Source organism: Pseudomonas sp. WMBT8, assembly GCF_050916005.1.
In the GTDB taxonomy this organism is placed as follows: domain Bacteria; phylum Pseudomonadota; class Gammaproteobacteria; order Pseudomonadales; family Pseudomonadaceae; genus Aquipseudomonas.
This window is the reverse complement of record NZ_CP188096.1, coordinates 5187376-5208814: the sequence shown is the minus strand read 5'-3', so window position 1 is coordinate 5208814 and position 21439 is coordinate 5187376. Positions and strand designations below refer to the sequence as shown.

General features: G+C 63.1%; 15 protein-coding genes and 1 pseudogene. 11 read left to right on the top strand and 5 right to left on the bottom strand.

The features are described from left to right. Nucleotides 1-41: 41 nt before the first annotated feature. From ampD to ACO77H_RS23635, 5 genes and pseudogenes are all read left to right on the top strand, one after another. The gene (gene ampD / locus ACO77H_RS23655; RefSeq protein WP_169951005.1) at nucleotides 42-605 is read left to right on the top strand and encodes a 1,6-anhydro-N-acetylmuramyl-L-alanine amidase AmpD; all 564 of its coding nucleotides are present in this window, start codon (nucleotides 42-44) and stop codon (nucleotides 603-605) included. Further along, nucleotides 602-1438 carry a regulatory signaling modulator protein AmpE gene (gene ampE / locus ACO77H_RS23650; protein WP_169951001.1) on the top strand — a complete coding sequence of 279 codons (837 nt, stop codon included), beginning with the start codon at nucleotides 602-604 and terminating at the stop codon, nucleotides 1436-1438. The genes ampD and ampE overlap by 4 nt, the downstream gene beginning before the upstream one ends. Nucleotides 1439-1770: 332 nt before the next feature. Then, nucleotides 1771-2862 (top strand): annotated as a pseudogene (locus ACO77H_RS23645) (methyl-accepting chemotaxis protein); the annotation flags it as partial. Beyond that, the gene (locus tag ACO77H_RS23640) at nucleotides 2839-3768 is read left to right on the top strand and encodes a methyl-accepting chemotaxis protein (protein WP_407073403.1); all 930 of its coding nucleotides are present in this window, start codon (nucleotides 2839-2841) and stop codon (nucleotides 3766-3768) included. The pseudogene ACO77H_RS23645 and the gene ACO77H_RS23640, both read left to right, overlap by 24 nt. Before the next feature lie 129 nt (nucleotides 3769-3897). After that, nucleotides 3898-4338 (top strand): hypothetical protein, encoded by a 441-nt coding sequence (locus ACO77H_RS23635; RefSeq protein ID WP_169950995.1) that lies wholly within the window; start codon nucleotides 3898-3900, stop codon nucleotides 4336-4338. Here the strand turns inward: ACO77H_RS23635 and ACO77H_RS23630 are convergent. Beyond that, nucleotides 4258-5061, bottom strand: a complete 804-nt coding sequence (locus ACO77H_RS23630; RefSeq protein ID WP_172312149.1) for a TatD family hydrolase — start codon at nucleotides 5059-5061, stop codon at nucleotides 4258-4260. The two genes, ACO77H_RS23635 and ACO77H_RS23630, sit on opposite strands and share 81 nt — an antisense overlap. Nucleotides 5062-5063: 2 nt before the next feature. Beyond that, nucleotides 5064-6059, bottom strand: coding sequence for a catabolite repressor/activator (cra, locus tag ACO77H_RS23625; protein WP_169950992.1), 996 nt, complete (start codon nucleotides 6057-6059; stop codon nucleotides 5064-5066). Nucleotides 6060-6342: 283 nt separating this feature from the next. On the opposite strand from cra, the gene ptsP reads away from it, so the two are divergent. The 4 genes from ptsP to ACO77H_RS23605 all read left to right on the top strand — a co-directional run bounded on the left by ptsP (nucleotide 6343) and on the right by ACO77H_RS23605 (nucleotide 13481). After that, nucleotides 6343-9201 carry a phosphoenolpyruvate--protein phosphotransferase gene (gene ptsP / locus ACO77H_RS23620; protein ID WP_432754634.1) on the top strand — a complete coding sequence of 953 codons (2859 nt, stop codon included), beginning with the start codon at nucleotides 6343-6345 and terminating at the stop codon, nucleotides 9199-9201. After that, entirely contained in the window at nucleotides 9202-10143 is a 942-nt protein-coding gene (pfkB, locus tag ACO77H_RS23615) for a 1-phosphofructokinase (RefSeq protein WP_170041722.1), read from the top strand. Between the two features lie 11 nt (nucleotides 10144-10154). Beyond that, nucleotides 10155-11861, top strand: a complete 1707-nt coding sequence (locus tag ACO77H_RS23610; protein WP_432754633.1) for a PTS fructose-like transporter subunit IIB — start codon at nucleotides 10155-10157, stop codon at nucleotides 11859-11861. A gap of 78 nt (nucleotides 11862-11939) precedes the next feature. Continuing rightward, a complete protein-coding gene (locus ACO77H_RS23605) occupies nucleotides 11940-13481 on the top strand; it encodes an alkaline phosphatase D family protein (protein WP_170041724.1) in 1542 nt (513 codons plus the stop codon). Between the two features lie 103 nt (nucleotides 13482-13584). Here the strand turns inward: ACO77H_RS23605 and ACO77H_RS23600 are convergent, their stop codons facing one another. Continuing rightward, on the bottom strand, nucleotides 13585-16107 hold the full coding sequence (locus ACO77H_RS23600; protein WP_432754632.1) for a PepSY domain-containing protein: 2523 nt from the start codon (nucleotides 16105-16107) through the stop codon (nucleotides 13585-13587). A gap of 136 nt (nucleotides 16108-16243) precedes the next feature. After that, nucleotides 16244-18547, bottom strand: coding sequence for a TonB-dependent receptor (locus tag ACO77H_RS23595; RefSeq protein WP_432754631.1), 2304 nt, complete (start codon nucleotides 18545-18547; stop codon nucleotides 16244-16246). Between the two features lie 216 nt (nucleotides 18548-18763). On the opposite strand from ACO77H_RS23595, the gene ACO77H_RS23590 reads away from it, so the two are divergent. Then, on the top strand, nucleotides 18764-19444 hold the full coding sequence (locus ACO77H_RS23590; protein WP_169950977.1) for a Fe2+-dependent dioxygenase: 681 nt from the start codon (nucleotides 18764-18766) through the stop codon (nucleotides 19442-19444). Between the two features lie 2 nt (nucleotides 19445-19446). Beyond that, on the top strand, nucleotides 19447-20193 hold the full coding sequence (locus ACO77H_RS23585) for a tetratricopeptide repeat protein (protein ID WP_432754630.1): 747 nt from the start codon (nucleotides 19447-19449) through the stop codon (nucleotides 20191-20193). Nucleotides 20194-20219: 26 nt separating this feature from the next. Here ACO77H_RS23585 and ACO77H_RS23580 read toward each other — a convergent pair whose 3' ends face one another. Further along, complete coding sequence (locus ACO77H_RS23580; protein WP_032861941.1) at nucleotides 20220-21383, bottom strand: type III PLP-dependent enzyme; 1164 nt, start codon at nucleotides 21381-21383, stop codon at nucleotides 20220-20222. Nucleotides 21384-21439 lie beyond the last annotated feature (56 nt).

Here is a 21439-nt window from a genome sequence, read left to right as displayed (position 1 = left end):
CGGCATACTGGACGCTCCCACGTCTTGCGCAAGGAACCTGTATGCAGTTGGACCCCACCAGCGGTTGGTGCCAGGGCATTGCCCATTGCCCGTCGCCCAACTTCAATGAACGCCCGGGCGGCGAGATTTCCCTGTTGGTGGTGCATAACATCAGCTTGCCACCGGCCCAGTTCGCCACGGGCAAAGTGCAGGAGTTCTTCCAGAATCGCCTGGATGTCACGGAACATCCCTACTTTGCAGGTATTGCCGACCTACGGGTTTCTGCGCACTTTCTGATTGAGCGCGACGGCGCCGTGACGCAGTTTGTCTCCTGCCAGGACCGTGCCTGGCATGCCGGCGTCTCCTGTTTCGAGGGGCGCGAGACCTGCAACGACTTTTCCCTGGGGATCGAGCTTGAAGGGACCGACGACCAGCCCTTTACCGACGCCCAGTACCAATCCTTGATCGAACTGAGTCGCCAATTGCTGGCCGCCTACCCGGGCATCACGCTCCAGCGCATTTGCGGTCATAGTGACATCGCCCCAGGACGCAAGACCGATCCTGGACCGGCTTTTGATTGGGCGCGTTTTCGCGGCGCCTTGCAGGAAGGAGGACATGCACAATGAGTTTCCTGGTGTTGGTGCTGGCGGTATGGATCGAGAAGTTCTCGGCCTTGCGTTCGCGGGTACAACGCGATGGCCTTTGGCTGCGCGAACTGGCCCGGCTTGAGTCGAGCGCGCGGCTGGGCAAGCAACCCTGGCTGATCCTGGTGTTGCTGGTATTGCTGCCAGTCGCGCTGCTGGGGCTGTTGCTGCTGGTCCTGGAGCCGGTGGCCTATGGTTTGCTGGCACTGCCGGTGCACCTGCTGGTGGTGATCTACAGCCTGGGCCGTGGTGACCTGCTGGGCCAGTTGGGGCCGTTTCGTGATGCCTGGCGCCGGGGTGACCTGCAAGCGGCTGAACACGTTGCCGAGCGCGACCTGGCCATTGGCGCCGACAGCGGCGAGCAACTGCTGGAGCGGGTCCAGGGCCATTTGCTGTGGCAGGCCTACCAGAGCTTTTTCGCGGTGATTTTCTGGTACTTCCTCCTTGGCCCGGTGGTCGTCCTGGCCTACCGCTTGCTGGCACTGGCTACCGAACACGGGCAAAACCCGCTGGTGGTCGAGCGCGCCGGGCAATTGCGCCATGCCTTCGACTGGTTGCCGGTGCGGTTGCTGGCGGCAAGTTTTGCCCTGGTCGGCAACTTTGTCGCGGTCAGCCGGGTGATGCTGCATGAGCTGCTGAGCTGGGATATCAGCGCAGCGCAACTGGTGGAAAAGGTCGGCCTGGTGGCCGGCGAAATTCCTGCGCCGGTGGTCGGTGCCGAAGGTATCAACAGCCTGGACCGGTTGTGGGAACTGCTGCTGCGCGCTGCCGTGTTGTGGTACGCCGGGTTTGCGATCTGGACCGTCTTGCCCTGAAAAATACCTTGTGGGAGCGGGCTTGTGTGGGAGCGGGCTTGCTCGCGATGCGGTGTAGCCGTCAAAAAATCCGGTACTGACACACCGCTATCGCGGGCAAGCCCGCTCCCACACAAGCCCTCCCACATAGAGTCTGTTGTGGCTTCAAAAATCGGCCCGCCGCCAAGCCCCACTGATCGCGTTAACCTTAAGTTACAAAACTCCCCGCCGATTTAAGCTATACAGACAGCGCGCCCAATAGTGGCTTTCTGCCGCTGCCCTGCGCCTTCAATAAAAATAAAAGAAAAGGGAGTTCATCTGTGAAGAGCTTGCTCTATCCCGCCATTGCGTTGATGAATCGCCTGAGCTTCGGCATGAAGTTCAGCCTGATCAGCGTGCTGTTTTTCCTGCCGATGCTGGTAACCAACTATTACCTGGTGCGCGACTCCTGGCGTGAGTTCCAGGGCACGCAGGTGGAGTTGCAGAGCCTGGACCTGCTGGGCAGCAGCCTGATCCTGCGCCGCGACCTGGAAACCCTGAACAATCAGGTACAGATCAACGCCACCCTCGGCCAGGCAGGCAAGGCGGGGGATATCGAAAGCCGCATCACGGCATTGGAGCAGCGCGTACTTGAACGCCTGCAAGGCTTCCAGGCGATGACGGCCGATCCGGAGCAGGTCGCAGTGTTCGAAAGCAAGCGCGATGAAATGATTGCGGCGTTCAAGGGCCAGCAAACCGAGTCTTCACTGTTGAGCAAAAGTGCGTTGATCGGCAAGTTGCTCAACAAGGCACAGATGTTCAGCCAGATCATTGCCAGCCAGTCGGGGTTGAGCCGTGATGCGCAGAGCGATGTGCGCCAACTCAGCGACCTGGTGACCAGCGTCACCCCGCAAGTCACCCAGGCCCTGGGCGAGGGCCGGGCCATGGGCGCGTACTCCCTGGGCCAGGGTTTTCTCAACTCGTCGTCCAGTACGCGCTTTGACGAACTGCTGCAGCAATTGGAAAAGCTCCAGGCTGAATACGGCTTGAAAGTGCAGGACGCCCTCGGCTCCAGCAAGGCCGCCCATGGCTCCCTGGATGCCTTGGCCCAAGCCAGCCAGGCCAGCCTCAAGCAGGGCAGCGAACTGTTTGAAGAGCAGGTGGTGATGGCCGAAACCCTGGAGGCGCCATGGCAGACCTTCTATGACGACGTGACGGCCTTGATGGCCAAGACCTATCAATTGGACGACGCGACCCTGTCCTTCCTCGACCAGCAGCTGCAACAGCGCCTGGCCCAGAACCGCACGCACATGGTGCTGCTGGTCGCGGCGCTGGCGGCGGTGTTCCTGTTGATTTTCTATCTGTACGGCGGCTTCTACGCCTCGACGCGCACCACCCTGCGCCGCCTGGGCGCGATGATGGATAAGGTCGCTGCCGGGGACATGACCGTCAGCTTCAAGTCCCAGAGCCGCGATGAACTGGGGGAGTTGGGCGAAGTGTTCAACGGCACCGTGGCGAAAATCCACGACCTGATCGAACGGGTAGGGCAGACCGTCCATGAAGTCGAGCATCAGGCCGGGCAAGTGGAATCGGTGTCGGCGCGCAGCAACCAGGCGGTGTCGGGCCAGCGCAGCCAGATCGAGCAGGTGGCGACGGCCATGAACCAGATGTCGGCAACCGCCCACGAAGTGGCACGCAGTGCGGCAGCGGCTGTCAGCAGTGCCCACAGCGTCAACGATGAGACCCTCAGCGGGCGTGGCCTGGTGCAATCCCAGCAAGGCAGCATCGCGCTGCTGGCATCGGAGATCGATCAGTCAGTGCTGGTGATCAATCAACTGGCCATCGACAGCCAATCCATCAGCAGCGTGCTGGAAGTGATCAAGAGCATTGCCGAGCAAACCAACCTGCTGGCCTTGAACGCGGCCATCGAGGCGGCACGGGCCGGTGAGCAGGGGCGCGGGTTTGCGGTGGTGGCCGACGAGGTCCGCACCCTGGCCCGACGCACCCAGCACTCCACCGAAGAAATCGAGCAGATGATCGCCAAGCTGCACCAGGGCGTCAGCGCAGCGGTGAAGGCCATGGGCAGCAGCCATAAAATGGCCAGTGGTACGGTTGGTCAGTCGGAAAAAGTCCAGTTGGCCCTGGAAAACATCCTCGGTGCGGTAGGCATGATCGTCGATCAGAACCAGCAAATCGCGGCGGCGGTGGAGCAGCAGACGGCGGTGGCCCACGACATCGACCAGAACATCGTCGAGATCAATCGGGCTGGCGAGCACGCAGCCCAAGGCGCGCACCAGACCGAAGAGGCCAGCCGGCAATTGTCCCTGCAGGTGATTGAGCTGAAAAAGCTGATCGGCGCATTTCGCGTGTGAGTTATGTCTGTAGGTATTGTTTGTTGGTGATGTAGTGCATGTCCTGTTTTCCCGTATGAGCTTTTTTTGTAGTGCAATTGGGTGAGAATTTGTTTCACACCCCATCCAGCGCTTCCGGGAGGCAGGGCCATGACCGCGACAACCCCAGGCGTGAAAGGGCATTGCGCCCATTGCGACATCACCTTCGGCCTCAAGCCCTGGCAGCTCAATGCCATTGCTCTCAACGAGCCCTTTGATTGTCCGTATTGTCACAAAGTCCTACAGCTCAATTGCCCCAGGCAACTGCGCCAGTTGAAGTCTCTGGACAACCTGGCCTTGCTGCGCCCGAGCATGCTGGTGCTGACCAGCGTGGCCTTGTTGGTGGCCCTGGTGGTGGAGTGGGTCGGCTTGATCAGCAAGGTCGGGCAATTGAACGTGTCGCTGGTGGCGATCCTGATTCACTTCTTGACCCTGCGTCATGCTCGCCACCGGCATCGCATGACCCTGACGCTACAGGCGGTCAACCCCGCTATCGAGCGGCCAGTTGAACAGTTCGCAAGCGTTGCGGGTGCTCGCTTCGGCCAACGCTGAAGGGCTGATGCCCATCAGTTCGGCCAGGGCGCCGCAGATTGCCGGCAGGTGCTGCGGGCTATTGCGTTGGCCGGGGTACATGGCGGGGGCCATGTCTGGCGAGTCGGTTTCCAGCACCACCGAATCCAGCGGCAGTTGGGCGATGACCTTGTGCATGCGCAAGGCCTGGGGCCAGGTCGGCGCGCCGCCCAGGCCCAGCTTGAACCCCAGCTTGATGTATTCGCGGGCTTCTTCGCGGCTGCCGGCGAAGGCATGGATGATCCCGCCCCGGGCCAGGCGGATGCGCTTGAGGGTGGCGATCACGGCCGCGTGGCTGCGGCGCACATGCAGCAGCGCCGGCAGTTGGAAGTCCACGGCCAACTGCAATTGCGTTTCAAACAATATTTGCTGACGCTCGCGGTCCAGGTGCTCGAGAAAGTAATCGAGACCGATTTCCCCCACGGCGCACACCTGGCGATGGCCCTTGAGGCGGCTCAGCCAGTCGCCCAATTCGATCAGGTCTGCGGGACGATGTTCATCCAGATACACCGGGTGCAGGCCGAAGGCCCCATGCAGGTCCGGGTCCTGTTGCACCAGGTCCCACAACCGCTGCCAATTGCGCTGGTACACCCCCAGCACCACCATGCGCCGCACGCCGAGCTGGCGGCTGTGCCTGAGCACCTCGTCGCGATCAGCGTCGAAGTCCTCGAAGTCGAGGTGGGTGTGGCTGTCGATCAGCTCCACGCCTACGCCTCGTGAATCCGCTGCTTGAAGGTCCGGCCAATGGCATGCACGCCCGGCTGGTAGTGCTGTTCTTCAATCGCCGCCAGCGCCAGGCGCAGGGCCGTCTGCGCGATCAGCGCGTGCTGCTGGGCCATGGCGTTGACCGGCAGCGGCAGGAAGTCCAGCAACTGAGTGTCACCAAAGGTGCCCAGGCGCAGTGGCCGGGACTTGAGCGGGAAGTCATGCAGCGCGTCAAACACCCCTTGTAGCAATACGTAGGAAGTGGTCACCAGCGCGTCGGGTAAATGCCCCAGGCGTTGCAGGAGTTCTTCCATCAACTTGCGGCCACAATCACGGCTGAAGGCTTCGCCGTGCTCGATCAGCACTTCGCCCTTGAAGCCGTGCAACGCTTGCTGGAAACCCGCCGCGCGTTCCTGGCTGATGCTCAGCTCGGGGCGCGCGCCGATCAACACGATCTGCCGGGGCAGCGGTTGCAGCAGGCTGCTGGTCAACTGCTGGCAGGCCTGGCGGTCATCGCTGACCACCGAGCAGAACTGCTCGGCCTCCATCACCCGGTCGATGGCGATCACTGGCAGGCCCTTGGCTTGCAGCTCGCGATAACTGTCATCGCTGGCAGGCAGGCAACTGGCGACGAACAGCGCATCACAACGCCGCGCACGGAACAGTTGCAGTAACTGGCGCTCGCTATTGGCATCGTCGTCGGAACTGGCGATCAGCAATTGATAGCCACGGGCCCGCGCGCCTTGTTCCAACAGCTTGGCGATCCGTGCGTAACTGGGGTTTTCCAGGTCCGGCAGGATAAAGCCCAAGGTGCGGGTATGTCGGCTGCGCAGCCCTGCGGCCTGGGGGTTGGGAGTGAAGCCATGCTCCTCGACCACCGCCCGCACCCGTTCCACGGTGGCGGTGCTGATCCGTTGCTGTTGGGCCTTGCCATTGATGACGTAGCTGGCGGTGGTCACGGACACACCGGCTAGACGTGCAATATCACTGAGTTTCAAACCGGGATTTCCTTGTTTTTTAGAGCTTGCCCCGACATTTTGTCCAATCGTAACCGATTCCTGCACGCGACCATTGTCGCAACTCAAGCGCCGAGTGGTGCTTCAACGATGCAAAATTACCCAGTAATCTGCCATAAATTCTAGATTAAACGTTTCAGCAAGCGTATTTTTACGATGTTCGCCGCTGAGTGCCTACTGCCAATTGACCGCTCAGTCAGATATTTTTGCACGGTTTAATCAAAACAATACCTAGTGCGCACCCCGCACTAACTAGGAGAAAGGCATGCTTGAGCTCACCGTAGAGCAGATATCCATGGGCCAGTTGGCTGTGGATAAGTCTGCTGCCTTGCAACTGCTCGCCGAAAAACTGGTAGCCGATGGCCTGGTCGCCGAGGGTTACCTGAGCGGCCTGCAAGCCCGTGAAGCGCAAGGCTCGACCTTCCTCGGCCAGGGTATTGCGATCCCCCATGGCACCCCCGAAACCCGCGACCAGGTGTTCGCCACCGGCGTGCGCCTGCTGCAATTTCCCCACGGTGTGGATTGGGGCGATGGCCAGATCGTCTACCTGGCGATTGGCATTGCCGCCAAGTCCGATGAGCACCTGCGCCTGCTGCAACTGCTGACCCGCGCCCTTGGTGAAACCGACCTGGGCCAGGCGCTGTGCCGCGCCACCTCGGCCGACGCCTTGCTCAAGCTGCTGCAAGGCGCGCCCCAGGAGCTGGCGCTGGATGCCCAAATGATCGGCCTGGGCGTGTCTGCCGACGATTTCGAAGAACTGGTGTGGCGCGGCGCCCGCCTGTTGCGCCAGGCCGATTGCGTGAGCAATGGCTTTGCCGCGGTGTTGCAGCAAGTCGATGCATTGCCCCTGGGCGATGGCCTGTGGTGGCTGCACAGCGAACAAACGGTCAAGCGCCCGGGCCTGGCCTTTGTCACACCGGACAAACCCATGCGCTACCTGGGCCAGCCATTGAGCGGCCTGTTTTGCCTGGCCAGCCTCGGCGAGGCCCACCAGGCATTGCTTGAGCGCCTGTGCGCCTTGCTGATTGAAGGGCGCGGCCAGGAACTGGGGCGCGCCACCAGCAGCCGAGCGGTCCTCGAAGTGTTGGGTGGCGAACTGCCCGCCGATTGGCCCAGCGCCCGTATCGCCCTGGCCAATGCCCACGGCCTGCATGCGCGGCCGGCCAAGGCCCTGGCCCAACTGGCGAAAGGCTTCGACGGCGAGATCCGCGTGCGGATCGTCGACGGGCAGGGCGGTGCGGTGTCGGTCAAGAGCTTGAGCAAACTGCTCAGCCTCGGCGCCCGGCGTGGCCAGGTGCTGGAATTTGTCGCCGAACCCGGCATTGCCGACGATGCGCTGCCGGCGCTGCTGGCGGCTGTGCAAGAGGGGCTGGGTGAAGACGTCGAGCCGCTGCCGGCCGTCAGTGCACGGGTTGAGACCCTTGAGGTCGAACCACTGATCAGCGCGCCGCGCTCCGGCAGCCTGATTCAGGCAATCCCTGCGGCACCGGGGATCGCCATCGGCCCGGCCCATATCCAGGTGTTGCAGCCGTTCGACTATCCGTTGCGCGGCGAGTCGGCCAACGCCGAGCGCGAGCGGTTATCCGCAGCATTGCGCGATGTGCGCCACGATATCCAGGGCTTGATCGAGCGCAGCACGTCCAAGGCGATCCGCGAGATTTTCATCACCCACCAGGAAATGCTCGACGACCCGGAGCTGACCGACGAAGTCGACACCCGCCTCAAACAAGGCGAAAGCGCCGAAGCCGCGTGGATGAGCGTGATCGAAGCGGCGGCCAAACAGCAGGAGTCCTTGCAGGACGCACTGCTCGCCGAACGCGCCGCCGACCTGCGGGACATCGGCCGGCGGGTGCTGGCGCAACTGTGTGGCATCGATACCCCGCAGGAGCCCGACGAGCCCTACATTCTGGTGATGGATGAGGTCGGCCCGTCGGATGTGGCGCGCCTCGACCCGACGCGCGTGGCCGGGATTCTCACCGCACGCGGTGGTGCCACCGCCCACAGCGCCATCGTCGCCCGCGCCCTGGGGATTCCCGCGCTGGTCGGCGCCGGGCCGGCGGTCTTGCTGCTGGCCTCGGGCACGCCATTGTTGCTCGATGGCCAGCGCGGGCGCCTGCATGTGGATGCCGATGCCGACACCTTGCAGCGTGCTACCCAGGAGCGCGACACCCGCGAGCAACGCTTGCAGGCCGCCGCCGCGCAACGCCATGAACCGGCCTTGACCCGCGATGGGCATGCGGTGGAAGTGTTCGCCAATATCGGCGAAAGCGCCGGTGTGGCCGCTGCGGTCGAGCAGGGCGCCGAAGGCATTGGCCTGCTGCGCACCGAACTGATTTTCATGGCCCATTCCCAGGCCCCGGACGAAGCCACCCAGGAAGCCGAGTACCGTCGTGTGCTCGACGGCCTGGCTGGGCGGCCGCTGGTGGTGCGCACCCTGGATGTGGGTGGTGACAAGCCGCTGCCGTACTGGCCGATTGCCAAGGAAGAAAACCCGTTCCTTGGCGTGCGCGGCATCCGCCTGACCCTGCAACGCCCGCAGATCATGGAAACCCAACTGCGTGCGCTGTTGCGCTCGGCGGATGGCCGCCCACTGCGCATCATGTTCCCCATGGTCGGTAGCGTTGATGAGTGGCGCCAGGCCCGGGACATGACCGAGCGCCTGCGCGCGCAGATCCCGGTGGCGGACCTGCAACTGGGGATCATGATCGAAGTCCCCTCGGCGGCCCTGCTGGCGCCGGTTTTGGCCCGGGAAGTGGACTTTTTCAGTATCGGCACCAATGACCTGACCCAGTACACCCTGGCCATCGACCGTGGTCATCCAACCTTGTCGGCCCAGGCTGACGGCCTGCACCCGGCCGTGCTGCAACTGATCGACATCACCGTGCGCGCCGCCCATGCCCATGGCAAGTGGGTCGGGGTGTGTGGTGAGCTGGCGGCCGACCCGCTGGCAGTGCCGGTGCTGGTGGGCCTGGGGGTCGATGAGTTGAGCGTCTCGGCGCGCAGCATTCCCGAGGTCAAGGCCCGGGTACGTGAATTCACCCTGGGCGAGGCCCAGGCCCTCGCACAAAACGCCTTGGCCGTGGGCTCTCCCGCGCAAGTGCGTGCCCTTGTGGAGGCTGTGTAAATGGCAAGGATTCTAAGCCTGACGCTGAACCCGGCGTTGGACCTGACCGTACAACTGACACGCCTGGAGCCGGGAGCGGTCAATCGCAGCCTGGCCATGCTGACCCATGCGGCGGGCAAAGGGGTGAACGTCGCCCAGGTGTTGGCAGACCTTGGCCATCACGTGACGGTTGGCGGTTTTCTGGGGGCAGACAATCCCCAGGCATTTGAAGCGTTGATTGCCCGTCGGGGTTTTGTCGATGCGTTTATTCGTGTGCCGGGGGAAACCCGCAGCAATATCAAGGTGGCCGAGCTGGACGGCCGGGTGACTGATATCAACGCGCCGGGGCCGGTGGTCAGCGCGCAGGCGCAACAGGCTCTGCTCGACCAGTTGACGCAGATTGCCCCGGGCCATGATGTGGTGGTGGTCGCCGGCAGCCTGCCCCAGGGTGTCAGCCCGCAGTGGTTGCAGGGCCTGTTGTTGCACCTGAAAAACCTCGGGTTGAAAGTCGCCCTGGACACCAGCGGCGAAGCCCTGCGCGCCGGGTTGCAGGCCGGCCCCTGGCTGGTCAAACCCAACACCGAAGAGCTGGCCGACGCCCTCGATTGCCCGACCGCTACCGTCGCGCAACAGGCCCAGGCCGCCCAGCGCCTGCACCTGCAAGGTGTCGAGCATGTGGTGGTGTCCCACGGCGCCGATGGGGTCAATTGGTTCGGTCCCGACGCTGCCCTGCAGGCCACGCCGCCCCGCGTCACCGTCGCCAGTACCGTAGGCGCGGGCGACTCGTTGTTGGCCGGCATGCTGCACGGTTTGCTGGCGATCGAGGCACCGCGGCAAACCCTGGCGCGGGCCACGGCCATCGCCGCGATGGCCGTCACGCAGATCGGTTTTGGCATCAGCGACGACGCGCAGCTGGCGCGCCTCGAAAGCGGCGTGCACGTACGCCCGCTGACAGAACAATAAGAGGGATTGTCATGAAATTAGCCATTGTTACTGCCTGCCCCAACGGCATGGTCACCAGTGTGCTGTGCGCCCGCTTGCTGGACGCCGCCGCCCAGCGCCAGGGCTGGAGCACCAGCGTGGAGGTGGTGGACGTGAACCACCCCGAGCGCGCACTTTCCCAGGCCACCCTCGATGCGGCCGAATGGGTGTTGCTGGTCGCCAGCACGCCGGTGGACATGCAGCGTTTTGTCGGCAAGCGCGTGTACCAGAGCACTCCGGCCCAGGCGTTGCAGGACGTTGAAGCGGTGCTGCAACGGGGCGCGCAAGAGGCCCAGTTGTACGTTGCCAGCACCACAGTGCCGACGGTAAAAAATGTGCCGCGCATTGTCGCCATCACCGCCTGCCCCACCGGCGTGGCTCACACCTTTATGGCCGCCGAAGCCTTGCAGCAGGCCGCTAAGGCCAAGGGTTATGACCTACAGGTGGAAACCCAGGGCTCGGTGGGCGCACGCACGCCCCTGAGCGAACAAGCCATTCGCGACGCGGATGTGGTGCTGCTGGCCGCCGACATCGAAGTGGCCACCGAGCGCTTTGCCGGCAAGAAAATCTACCGTTGCGGCACCGGCATTGCGCTCAAGCAGTCCGCCGCAATCCTCGACAAAGCACTGGCCGAAGGCCAACAGGAAAGCGCGGCCAGTGGCGCGGTGGCCAAGGCGGAGAAAACCGGGGTCTACAAGCACCTGCTGACCGGCGTGTCGTTCATGTTGCCGATGGTGGTGGCGGGGGGCTTGTTGATTGCCCTGTCCTACGTCTTCGGGATCCACGCCTACGAAGAACCTGGCACCCTGGCCGCAGCCCTCAGAGCGGTCGGCGACCACGCCTTCACCCTGATGGTGCCGTTGCTCGCCGGCTACATCGCCTACTCGATTGCCGACCGTCCGGGCCTCGCGCCGGGGATGATCGGCGGCCTGCTGGCCAGTACCCTGGGCGCGGGTTTTATCGGCGGGATCTTCGCCGGATTCCTCGCCGGCTACAGCGTCAAGCTGATTACCCGCGCGGTGCCATTGCCGCAGAGCCTGGAGTCGCTCAAGCCGATCCTGATCATCCCGTTGCTGGCGAGCCTGGTCACCGGCCTGGCGATGATCTACCTGATCGGCCCGCCCGTGGCGCAGATGCTGGCGGGCCTTACGGACTTTCTCAGCACCATGGGCACCACCAATGCGGTGCTGCTGGGCATCCTGTTGGGGGGGATGATGTGCGCCGACCTCGGCGGGCCGATCAACAAGGCGGCCTACGCCTTCTCCGTCGGCCTGCTGGCCTCCCAGAGCGGCGCGCCGATGGCCGCCACCATGGCCGCGGGCATGGTGCCGCCGATTGGCATGGCTATCGCTACGTTCCTGGCCCGGCGCAAGTTCGCCCAGACCGAGCGCGAAGCCGGCAAGGCCGCGTTGATCCTGGGCATGTGCTTTATCTCCGAAGGCGCCATCCCGTTCGCCGCCAAGGACCCGCTGCGCGTGATCCCCGCCAGCATCGCCGGCGGCGCGTTGACCGGCGCCTTGTCGATGTACTTCGGCTGCAAGTTGATGGCACCCCATGGCGGGCTGTTTGTGATGCTGATCCCGAACACCATCAACCATGCGCTGCTGTACCTGTTGGCGATCGTTGCCGGCAGCGTACTCACAGGGCTGGTGTACGCCGTGATCAAGCGCCCGGAGGCCGTCGAACTGGCCGTTGCCTGAGTGTAGGTAGCGACACCTGTCATCTATGCTTCATCCGGCCATGCTTTAGTTTTCCTTTTGCTGTGCAGAGGCAAACCCATGAGCCACTTCAATCCCGGCCGTCGTCGGGTGATCCAGGGCGTCGGCGCCGGCCTGTTGCTGCCGGGGCTGGCGCCGGCGGTAATTGCTTCAGTCAAGGACCGGCCGCAGTTGACCGATGGCGTGCAGTCTGGCGACTTGCTGGGCGACCGCGCCATGATCTGGAGCCGCTGCGACCGCCCGGCACGGATGGTGGTCGAGTGGGATACCCGCAGCCTGTTCGGCAACCCGCGCCGTTTCATCTCGCCTTTGGCCGACAGCCGCAGCGACTTCACCGCCCGCGTCGAGCTGACCGGGCTGCCCGCCGACCAGGCGATTTTCTACCGTGTGCAATTTGAGGATGCGCAGACCGGCGTGGCCAGCGAGCCCTGGTTCGGCCACCTGCGCAGCGTGCCGCAACAACGGCGCGATATCCGCTTTGTGTGGAGCGGCGACACCGTCGGCCAGGGCTTTGGGATTAACCCGGATATTGGCGGCATGCGCATCTACGAAGCCATGCGCCTGCGCCTGCCGGACTTTTTTATCCACAGCGGCGACACCATCTACGCCGACGGCCCGGTACCGGCGCAATTGACCACCGAAGGCGGGCGCATCTGGCGCAACCTTACTACCGAGGCCAAGAGCAAAGTCGCGCAAACCCTGGATGAGTACCGTGGCAACTACCGCTACAACCTGATGGACGAAAACGTGCGCCGCTTCAATGCCCAGGTGCCGCAGATCTGGCAATGGGACGATCACGAAGTGGTCAACAATTGGTCGCCCGGCAAGCAACTGGACGAGCGTTACCAGACCAAGGACATCACCACCCTGGTGGGCCGCGCACGCCAGGCCTGGCTGGAATATGCGCCGATGCGCTTGCAGGGCGCCGACCAGGGTGGGCGCATCTACCGCAAGCTCAGCTACGGGCCGTTACTCGATGTGTTTGTGCTGGATATGCGCAGCTATCGCGGGGCCAACGATGACAACCTGGGCGGGACCAAACCGTTTCTGGGGCGGGCGCAACTGGACTGGCTCAAGGGCGGACTCAAGGCGTCGAAGGCGCAGTGGAAGGTGATCGCCGCCGACATGCCCATCGGCCTCGGCGTGCCCGACGGCGAAGTCAGCCCCGGCGTGCCGCGCTGGGAGGCGGTGGCCAACGGCGACCCGGGCGCGGCCCAGGGCCGTGAGCTGGAAATTGCCGAATTGCTGGGCTTCCTGCGCGCGCAACAGGTGCGTAACCATGTGTGGCTGACCGCTGATGTGCACTACTGCGCGGCGCACCACTACCACCCGGACCGGGCGGCGTTCCAGGATTTCGAGCCGTTCTGGGAATTCGTCGCGGGGCCGCTGAACGCCGGGAGCTTCGGGCCCAATCCTTTGGATAAGACCTTTGGCCCGCAGGTGGTATTTGAAAAGGCCCCGGCGGTGCAAAACACATCGCCGTTTGCGGGGTTCCAGTTTTTTGGCGAGGTGCAGATTGATGGGCAGACGGCGGAGTTGACGGTCACACTACGCGACCTCGATGGCGTGTCGGTATTCGAACAAAAACTCCAACCCGCCTGACCTGAAATGCGCCCAAACCTGTGGGAGCGGGCAAGCCCGCTCCCACATTTGGATGTGTGCATGTCCAGAGATCGTAGACATCCCACATTTTGATGGGTGTACGTCAGTACACATCCCGGCGGTAGCGGCCCTGTTCGATAAGGCGTTCCACCGCCTCGCTTCCCAGGACGTCCACCAACACCTGGTCCACCCCGCCCGCCATGCCCTGCAAACTGCCACAGACATAAATCGCCGCGCCCTCGGCCAGCCATTTACGCAGTACATCGGCGGATTCGCGCAGGCGGTCCTGGACGTAGATCTTCTCTTCTTGATCCCGCGAAAACGCCAGGTCCAGCAACGCCAGGTCGCCACTGGCCAGCCAGCCTTGCAGCTCGTCCTGGCAGTGGTAGTCGTGGGCGATGTTGCGTTCGCCGAACAGCAACCAGTTGCGCTGCTGGCCGTCGGCGATGCGCGCCTTGAGCAAGCTGCGCAAGCCGGCAAGGCCGGTGCCGTTGCCCAGCAGGATCAGCGGTACCGGGTCAGTCGGCAGGTGGAAGCCGCTGTTGCGCCGCAACCGCAGGCTGATTGCCGCGCCCAGCGGCGCGTGTTCGGTCAGCCAGCCTGAACCCAGGCCCAGGCTGCCGTCGGCGTGGCGTTCCTGGCGCACGATCAGTTCCAGTACGCCATCGCTGGCAATCGAGGCGATGGAGTATTCGCGCATGCCCACCGGCACCAGCGCCTCTACCAGGGCCTGGGCGTGCAGGCCGACCAGGTGGGAGCGGTTGTCCGGCAACTGGCGGCTGGCAAGCACCTGTTCCAGGGGCCGCGCCAGGCCATCGATCAGCACTTCGTCCGTGCCGGCGATGCCCAGGCCGTCGAGGAAATGTTCGACGGCCCACGGGCAATTGCGTGGCAGGATTTCCACCAGGTCGCCGGCCAGCCAGTTCCGTGGGGCGGGCGGGGTGAGCCCCAGCAGGTAGACGCCCGAGCCGCTGCTGTCTGGGTTGAGCAGGGTGCGCCGGTCCAAGGTCCAGCTTTCGTAGCTGGCGCTGGCCCAGGCGGCCGGTGCGTGGCCGGTGATCTGCCCCAGTTGCTGTTGCCAGTGCAACAGGGCCTCCTGGTCGCCGCTGTCGACTTCCACCGGGGCGAACAACGGGTTGCCGCCCTGGTTGGTCAGCCAGAAGTGCAGGCGCCGGGCAAAGCCGCAAAAGTGCTGGTATTGACGATCGCCCAGAGCCAGCACCGAGTAGTTCAGGCCCTGGAGGGCAAGGTCTTGGCCCAGCACGCTGCGTTCGAAGCCGCGCGCGCTGTCCGGGGCTTCGCCGTCGCCGAAGGTGCTGACCACAAACAGCGCATGTTCCGACTGGCGCAAGTCGTCTTCACTGACACTGCCCAGGGGCTGCACCTTCACCGGCAACCCGGCCGCCTGCAACTGGCCGGCGGTCTGCCAGGCCAGTTGCTCGGCAAAGCCGCTCTGGCTGGCGAAACCGATCAGCCAGGCCGGTGCATTGCCAGGGTTTTCGCCCAGACCTTTGCGTGCATCGCGCACCTGGCGCTTTTTGCGGCGGCGGTCCAGGTACAGCAACCAGCCGGTAATAAAGAACAGCGGCATGCACAGCGAAGTGACGGTAAGGATAATCCGCCCAACCAGGCCGAAATAACTGCCCACATGCAGCGCATAGATGCTGGTCAGCAATTGCGCCTTGAGGCTTTTATCGCCATAGCGTTGAACACTTTTGACCACGCCAGTGGCCGGGTCCAGGTTGATCTGGTTCAGCGCGCGGTCATGGGGAGAGTTCTGCAACAGGTAGTAGATCGTGGCCGGTTGCCCGGCGACGGCTGGCATACGGATGTTGTAGGCACTCAGGCCCGGGCCGGCGGTGCTGTAGATGCTGCTCCAGATCGCCTCGTAGTTGGCCACGGGTGCCGGGCCCGCCGGCGCCGGGCCGCGATTGCGCACCCGCTCGTTTTGCGGGGCATCGGACAGCAACTTGGTCAGGCCCTTGTTGTACCACTCGTAGGACCACGACAAACCGGTGAGCGCGGCCAACAGGTAGAACAGCAGGCACCAGGTGCCGAACACCGAGTGCAGGTCCCAGTTGAAACTGCGGCCTTTCTTGCGCCAGTCCAGGGTCAGCCAGGCACGCCAGTTCGCCACCTGGCGCGGCCAGCGCAGGTACAGGCCGGAGAGGCAGAAGAAAATCAGGATCAGCGTACAGGCACCGGTGATTTGCCGGCCGGTATCGCCCATGGCGAGGAAGCGGTGCAGTTGCAGCATCAGGCCGAAAAAGTCCTGGCCGACGGCGTCGCCCAGGTAGTCGCCGGTGTACGGGTCGAAGTAGCGCATCTGCCCTCGGCGTTCGCCCGGTGGCGGCGTAAAGAAGACCCGGGCGGCGTTGCCACTTTCGCTTTCCACCCACAGCATGGACACGGCCTTGCCTTCGGTGGCTTCGAGTTTGCGCACCAGTTCAGCGGGTGGCAGCACTCCGGCGGGTTGCTGGTACACGGTCAGTACCGTGGGGTTGAGCGCCCGCAGGATTTCATCCTGGAACGAGTACGCGGCCCCGGTAATCCCCATCAATGCCAACACCAGCCCGGCGGTAATGCCGAAAAACCAGTGCAACTGGAATAGGGTCTTCTTCAACACGTCGGACGGCCTCGCTGAGCTGGATAGGAATTTTACGGCGCGCATTATGCCGTGAGTTGTCGAGAAAGATTCTTTTTTACATACGAAAGCCCCGAGCATCCGATGCGCGGGGCTTTTGCATGAAACCTACAGCGTCTTAGAAGTGGAAGCTGGTGGTCAACAGGGCCGTACGACCGGCTGCCTGGTTGGCGAAGTGTGCGCCGTAGGCCTTGTCGTAGTAGGTCTTGTCGGTCAGGTTCTGCACGTTCAATTGCAGGTCGACGTTCTTGGTTAGCTTGTAGCTGGCCATGGCGTCGTAGCGGGTGTAGGACGGTACGTAGACGGTGTTGGCCGGGTCGCCGTAGACGTCGTCGACATAGAACGCGCCGCCGCCGACGGTCAGTTTCGAGGTGATGTCATAGGTGGTCCACAGGCTGAAGGAGTGCTTCGGCGTGTTGGGCATTTCGTTGCCTTTGTTGGAGCCGGCGGTGACGACACCCAAACGGTTGCCGTTTTTGCCTGGGTCCACCAACTCGCTTTTCAGGTAGCTGTAGCCGGCGAATACCTGCCACTGCTCGGTGAGTTTGCCGCTGGCGGAAAGCTCCAGGCCATCGACCCGGGACTCACCGGCGTTTTCATAGGTGTTGGAGTTGACCAGAACCCGCGCGTTTTTCTTCTCGGTGCGGAACACGGCAGCGGTCAGGGACAGGCGGTCGTGGAACAAATCCCACTTGGTGCCCAGCTCGTAGTTGACGGTTTCTTCCGGTTTCATGTCGCTGGTGTTGATGCCGGTTGGGATGGCGTTGGAGTCGACACCTTCACCCACCAGGCCGCCAGCAGGCGAGGCCGAAGTGGCATAGGAGGTGTAGATGCTGCCGTTTTCCATCGGCTTCCAGACCAGGCCGGCCTGCCAGTTGAAGAACTGGCTGTCGTCCTTGAGCTTGGTGCGGGCTTTTACCGTGGCGGAGGGTACCGCGTTGGTGTTGGCCTCGGTGTCGAACGTGTCGTAGCGCAGGCCGACGTTCAGCAGCCACTGCGGGTCGAGTTCGATGGTGTCGAACACGTACGCGGCGCGGCTGGTGGCCTTGGTGTTGGTGCCCATGTAGTTGCGGGCGACGCTGCCGGTCCAGGCATCGTTGGGGTTCGGGTCGCTCAACGAAGTGCACTGGCCGCCCTTGCCGCCGCCGGCCACGGTGCAGCTCGGGTTGCTGTTGGGGCTGACGGTGTAACCGCTGACACGGGTTTCTTCACCGGTAAATTCCAGCCCCGTGGAGTAGCTGTGCTTGAAGCCCAGGGCCTGGAAGCTGCCAAACAGATCGGTCTGGTTGGTGGTGGTCGTGGTGGTGGACACGCGGCTGTTGGCCCGGCGCCAGACGGTACCGAACTGGTTGACGTTGTGCTGGCTGTCGTCCGGTTGGGTGAGTACGTAGTCCTGGCCGGTGCTGCCGTGGCGCAGGGTGTTCTTGAGCGTCATGTTGTCGTTCAGGTCGTGTTCGATGGAGAACGTACTGATATCGGCGCGGGTCTTGCGGAAGTCGCGATCCTTCAAACCATAGAAGTTGCTGCTGTCGCCACCGTCGGTGGGTTTGTCATGCACATGCACAGCCGTCGCGGAACTGTTGCTGTAGCCGTAGGGAATGCCCGAATCCGGCAGGTCGTTGCTTTCCATGTGGTAGTAGCTGAGGTTGACGCGGGTCGGGGTGCCCAGGCCAAAGGTCAGCGACGGTGCCACGCCCCAACGGTCGTAATTGACTGCGTCGCGGCCGGCCACGTTCTGTTCGTGGCTCATCAGGTTCAGGCGGAACGCGGCGTTGTCGAGGAACTGGCGGTTGACGTCGAGGGCATAGCGCCGGGTCTGGTCGGAGCCGTAGGTAAAGCCGCCGTTGAGGAAGTCCCGTGCTTGTGGGGTCTTGCTCACCAGGTTGAGGCTGCCACCGGCCGAGCCACGGCCACCGAACGAGGAGTTGGGGCCCTTGCTGACTTCGATGGACTCGATATCGAAAATTTCCCGGCTCTGGCCGCCGGTATCACGCACGCCGTCCAGGTAGGTGTCGCCCTGGGCATCGAAGCCACGGATAAACGGACGGTCGCCCTGGGGGTTGCCGCCTTCACCGGCACCAAAGGTAATCCCCGGCACGGTACGCAGAGCGTCCTGCAGCGAGGTGGCGGCGGTGTCCTTGAGCACCTGCGCTGGCACCACGGTGACGGAGCGCGGGGTGTCGACCAGGGGCGCGGTGTATTTCTGCGAAGAGGATTTTTCGGTCTGGTAGGAGGTTGCGTCCTGTTCCTGGCCGGTGATGCTGGTGGCCCCCAGGGAAATGCTGTTGCGCTCGCCTTTTTGTTCGGTCTCTTCGGCCGCTTGCGCCATATGGGCGACAGAGCTGGCGCTGATGGCCACGCCAATGGCCGAGGCCAGCAAGCGCGGTGAACTGTTTGGTGTTTTTGTAATGTGGCGCGACATGAAATTCCCTACCCCAAGGATGTTAGGGCGCGAAATATATTGTAAACAATTATGCATAGCAATTGAGAGATATTGCTATTTGCGCTCTATTTACAAAATTTACACTTCGGGAGTTACGGTTTTTGCGGGCTCATACGTCTGCCCGTCGGATCAGGGTTTTACAGCGTCAATAGTAATCAATACCATTGGCGCCCCTCTGCCCTCAGGTAACGTCTCATGCTGCTGCATATTCCCGGCCTGTTCTCCCGCGAAGAAGTCCTGCGCATCCGCGAAGCCCTGGAGCAGGCGGACTGGGCAGACGGCAAGATCACCGCCGGGCACCAGTCGGCCAAGGCCAAGCACAACCTGCAATTGCCCGAAGGCCACCCACTGGCCAAGGAAATCGGCGCGGCCATGCTCGAGCGCCTATGGCAAAACCCGCAATTCATGTCGGCGGCGCTGCCACACAAAGTCTTCCCGCCATTGCTCAATTGCTACACCGCGGGGGGCAGCTTTGACTTTCATATCGATAACGCCGTGCGCCAGCCCAAGGGCAGCCCCGAGCGGGTGCGCACCGACCTGTCTGCCACGCTGTTTTTCAGCGACCCGGATGAGTACGACGGCGGCGAACTGCAGATCCAGGACACTTTCGGCCAGCAGCAGGTCAAGCTGCCCGCCGGCGACATGGTGCTGTACCCCGGCTCCAGCCTGCACAAAGTCAACGCCGTGACCCGTGGCGCGCGGTATGCCGCGTTTTTCTGGACCCAAAGCCTGGTGCGTGAAGACAGCCAGCGCACGTTGCTGTTCGAAATGGACGGTGCGATCCAGCAACTGAGCCGTGACGTACCGGACCACCCGGCCCTGATCCAGCTCACCGGCACCTATCACAACCTGTTGCGTCGCTGGGTCGAGGTCTGAGCATGGCTTTTCACTTGCGCCGCGAAGAACGCCTCGACGGCGAACAACTGCGCGCCATGCTCGACGAATCACCGGCCCGCGCGGCCCAGGCGATCCTGATGGCGGCGAAGGAGGGCGTGCTCGATGCCCAGGCGCTACTGGGGCAAATTCTCCTGGAAGGGCGCGGGATCGAGCGCGATGAAGCACTGGCCCTGCGCTGGTTCCGGATTGCGGCACAGGGCGGGCACCTGATGGCACGCAATATGGCGGGGCGCTGCCTGGAACACGGCTGGGGTTGCGCCGCCGATGAGCGGGCGGCGGCCGTCGAGTATCGCCAGGCAGCAGAGGCAGGGCTGGATTGGGGGTTGTACAACTACGCCAACTTGCTGGCCACCGGGCGCGGTGTGACGCCAGACCAGCAACAGGCGCTGGCCTGTTATCGCCAGGCTGCCGAACGGGGGCATGCCAAGTCGATGAACCTGTTGGGGCGATACCTGGAAGAAGGGCAATTTTGCGCGCAAGACCTGCCCGCAGCGCGCGATTGGTATCGTCGCTCGGCCGAAGGTGGGGATTTTCGCGGGCAGTTCAGTTATGCAGCGGTGCTGGCGGATCAAGGCCAGGTCGAGGCGGCGCTGGAGTGGCTGCACCGGGCGCTGGAAGGCGGGAATCTGAAGTTTTTGCAGGTGGCGCACAAAGCGCTGGCGGCGGCGAATGATCCGCAGATTCGCGCCATGGCTGCTGCCTACCAGCAACGCGCAGAAGAGTTGTAGGAGCCGGCAAGCCGGCTCCTACGGGGTCAGACGTAGAAGGATTTCAGCGGTGGGAAACCGTTGAATTCAACGGCGCTGTAGCTGGTGGTGTACGCACCGGTGGACAGCCAGTACAGGCGGTCACCAATGGCCAGGTTCAGCGGCAGGCCGTACTTGTAGTTTTCGTACATGATATCGGCGCTGTCGCAGGTAGGACCGGCGATCACCACTTCTTCCATCTCGCCTTTTTTCTCGGTCCAGATCGGGAACTTGATGGCTTCGTCCATGGTTTCGATCAGGCCGGAGAACTTGCCCACATCCGTGTACACCCAGCGCTCGACGGCGGTACGGGATTTACGTGCAACCAATACCACTTCGCTGACCAGGATCCCGGCGTTGGCGATCAACGAACGGCCCGGCTCCAGGATGATTTCCGGCAGCTCGTCACCGAAGTCTTCCTTGAGGAAGCGGATGATTTCCTCGGCGTAGGTTTCCAGGCTGTTGGTGCGGGTGATGTAGTTGGCCGGGAAGCCACCGCCCATGTTGATCAGCTTGAGGTGGATGCCGTCTTCTTCTTTCAAGCGCTCGAAGATCACCTTGACCTTGGCGATGGCTGCGTCCCACACGCTGATATCACGCTGCTGCGAACCCACGTGGAACGAGATGCCGTAAGGCACCAGGCCCAGGTCGCGGGCGAGGATCAGCAGGTCCATGGCCATGTCGGTCTGGCAGCCGAATTTGCGCGACAAAGGCCAGTCAGCCGTAGTCGAGCCTTCGGTAAGGATACGCACATAGACTTTGGAGCCCGGCGCGGCCTTGGCGATGTTGCGCAGGTCGGCTTCGGAGTCGGTGGAGAACAGGCGCACGCCTTTCTCGTAGAAGTAGCGGATGTCCTTGGATTTCTTGATGGTGTTGCCGTAGCTGATACGGTCGGCGCTGACGCCGCGGTCCATGACCTTGTCCAGCTCGTAGATCGAGGCGATGTCGAAGCTCGAACCCTTGTCTTTCAACAGGTCGATGATCTCGACGGCAGGGTTGGCCTTGACGGCGTAGTACACCTTGGCGAATTCGAAACCGGCGCGCAGGTCATCGTAGGCCTGGCTGATCATCGCGGTGTCGATCACCACGAACGGGGTTTCTTGCTTGTCGGCGAACGCCTTCATTTTGTCAAAGGTGGCGCGCGCGAAATAGTCTTCGACGTTGATCGACATGCTGGGAACTCCTAAGGGCAAACTAAATTGATCAATGGGTGCAAATGAACGTCCTC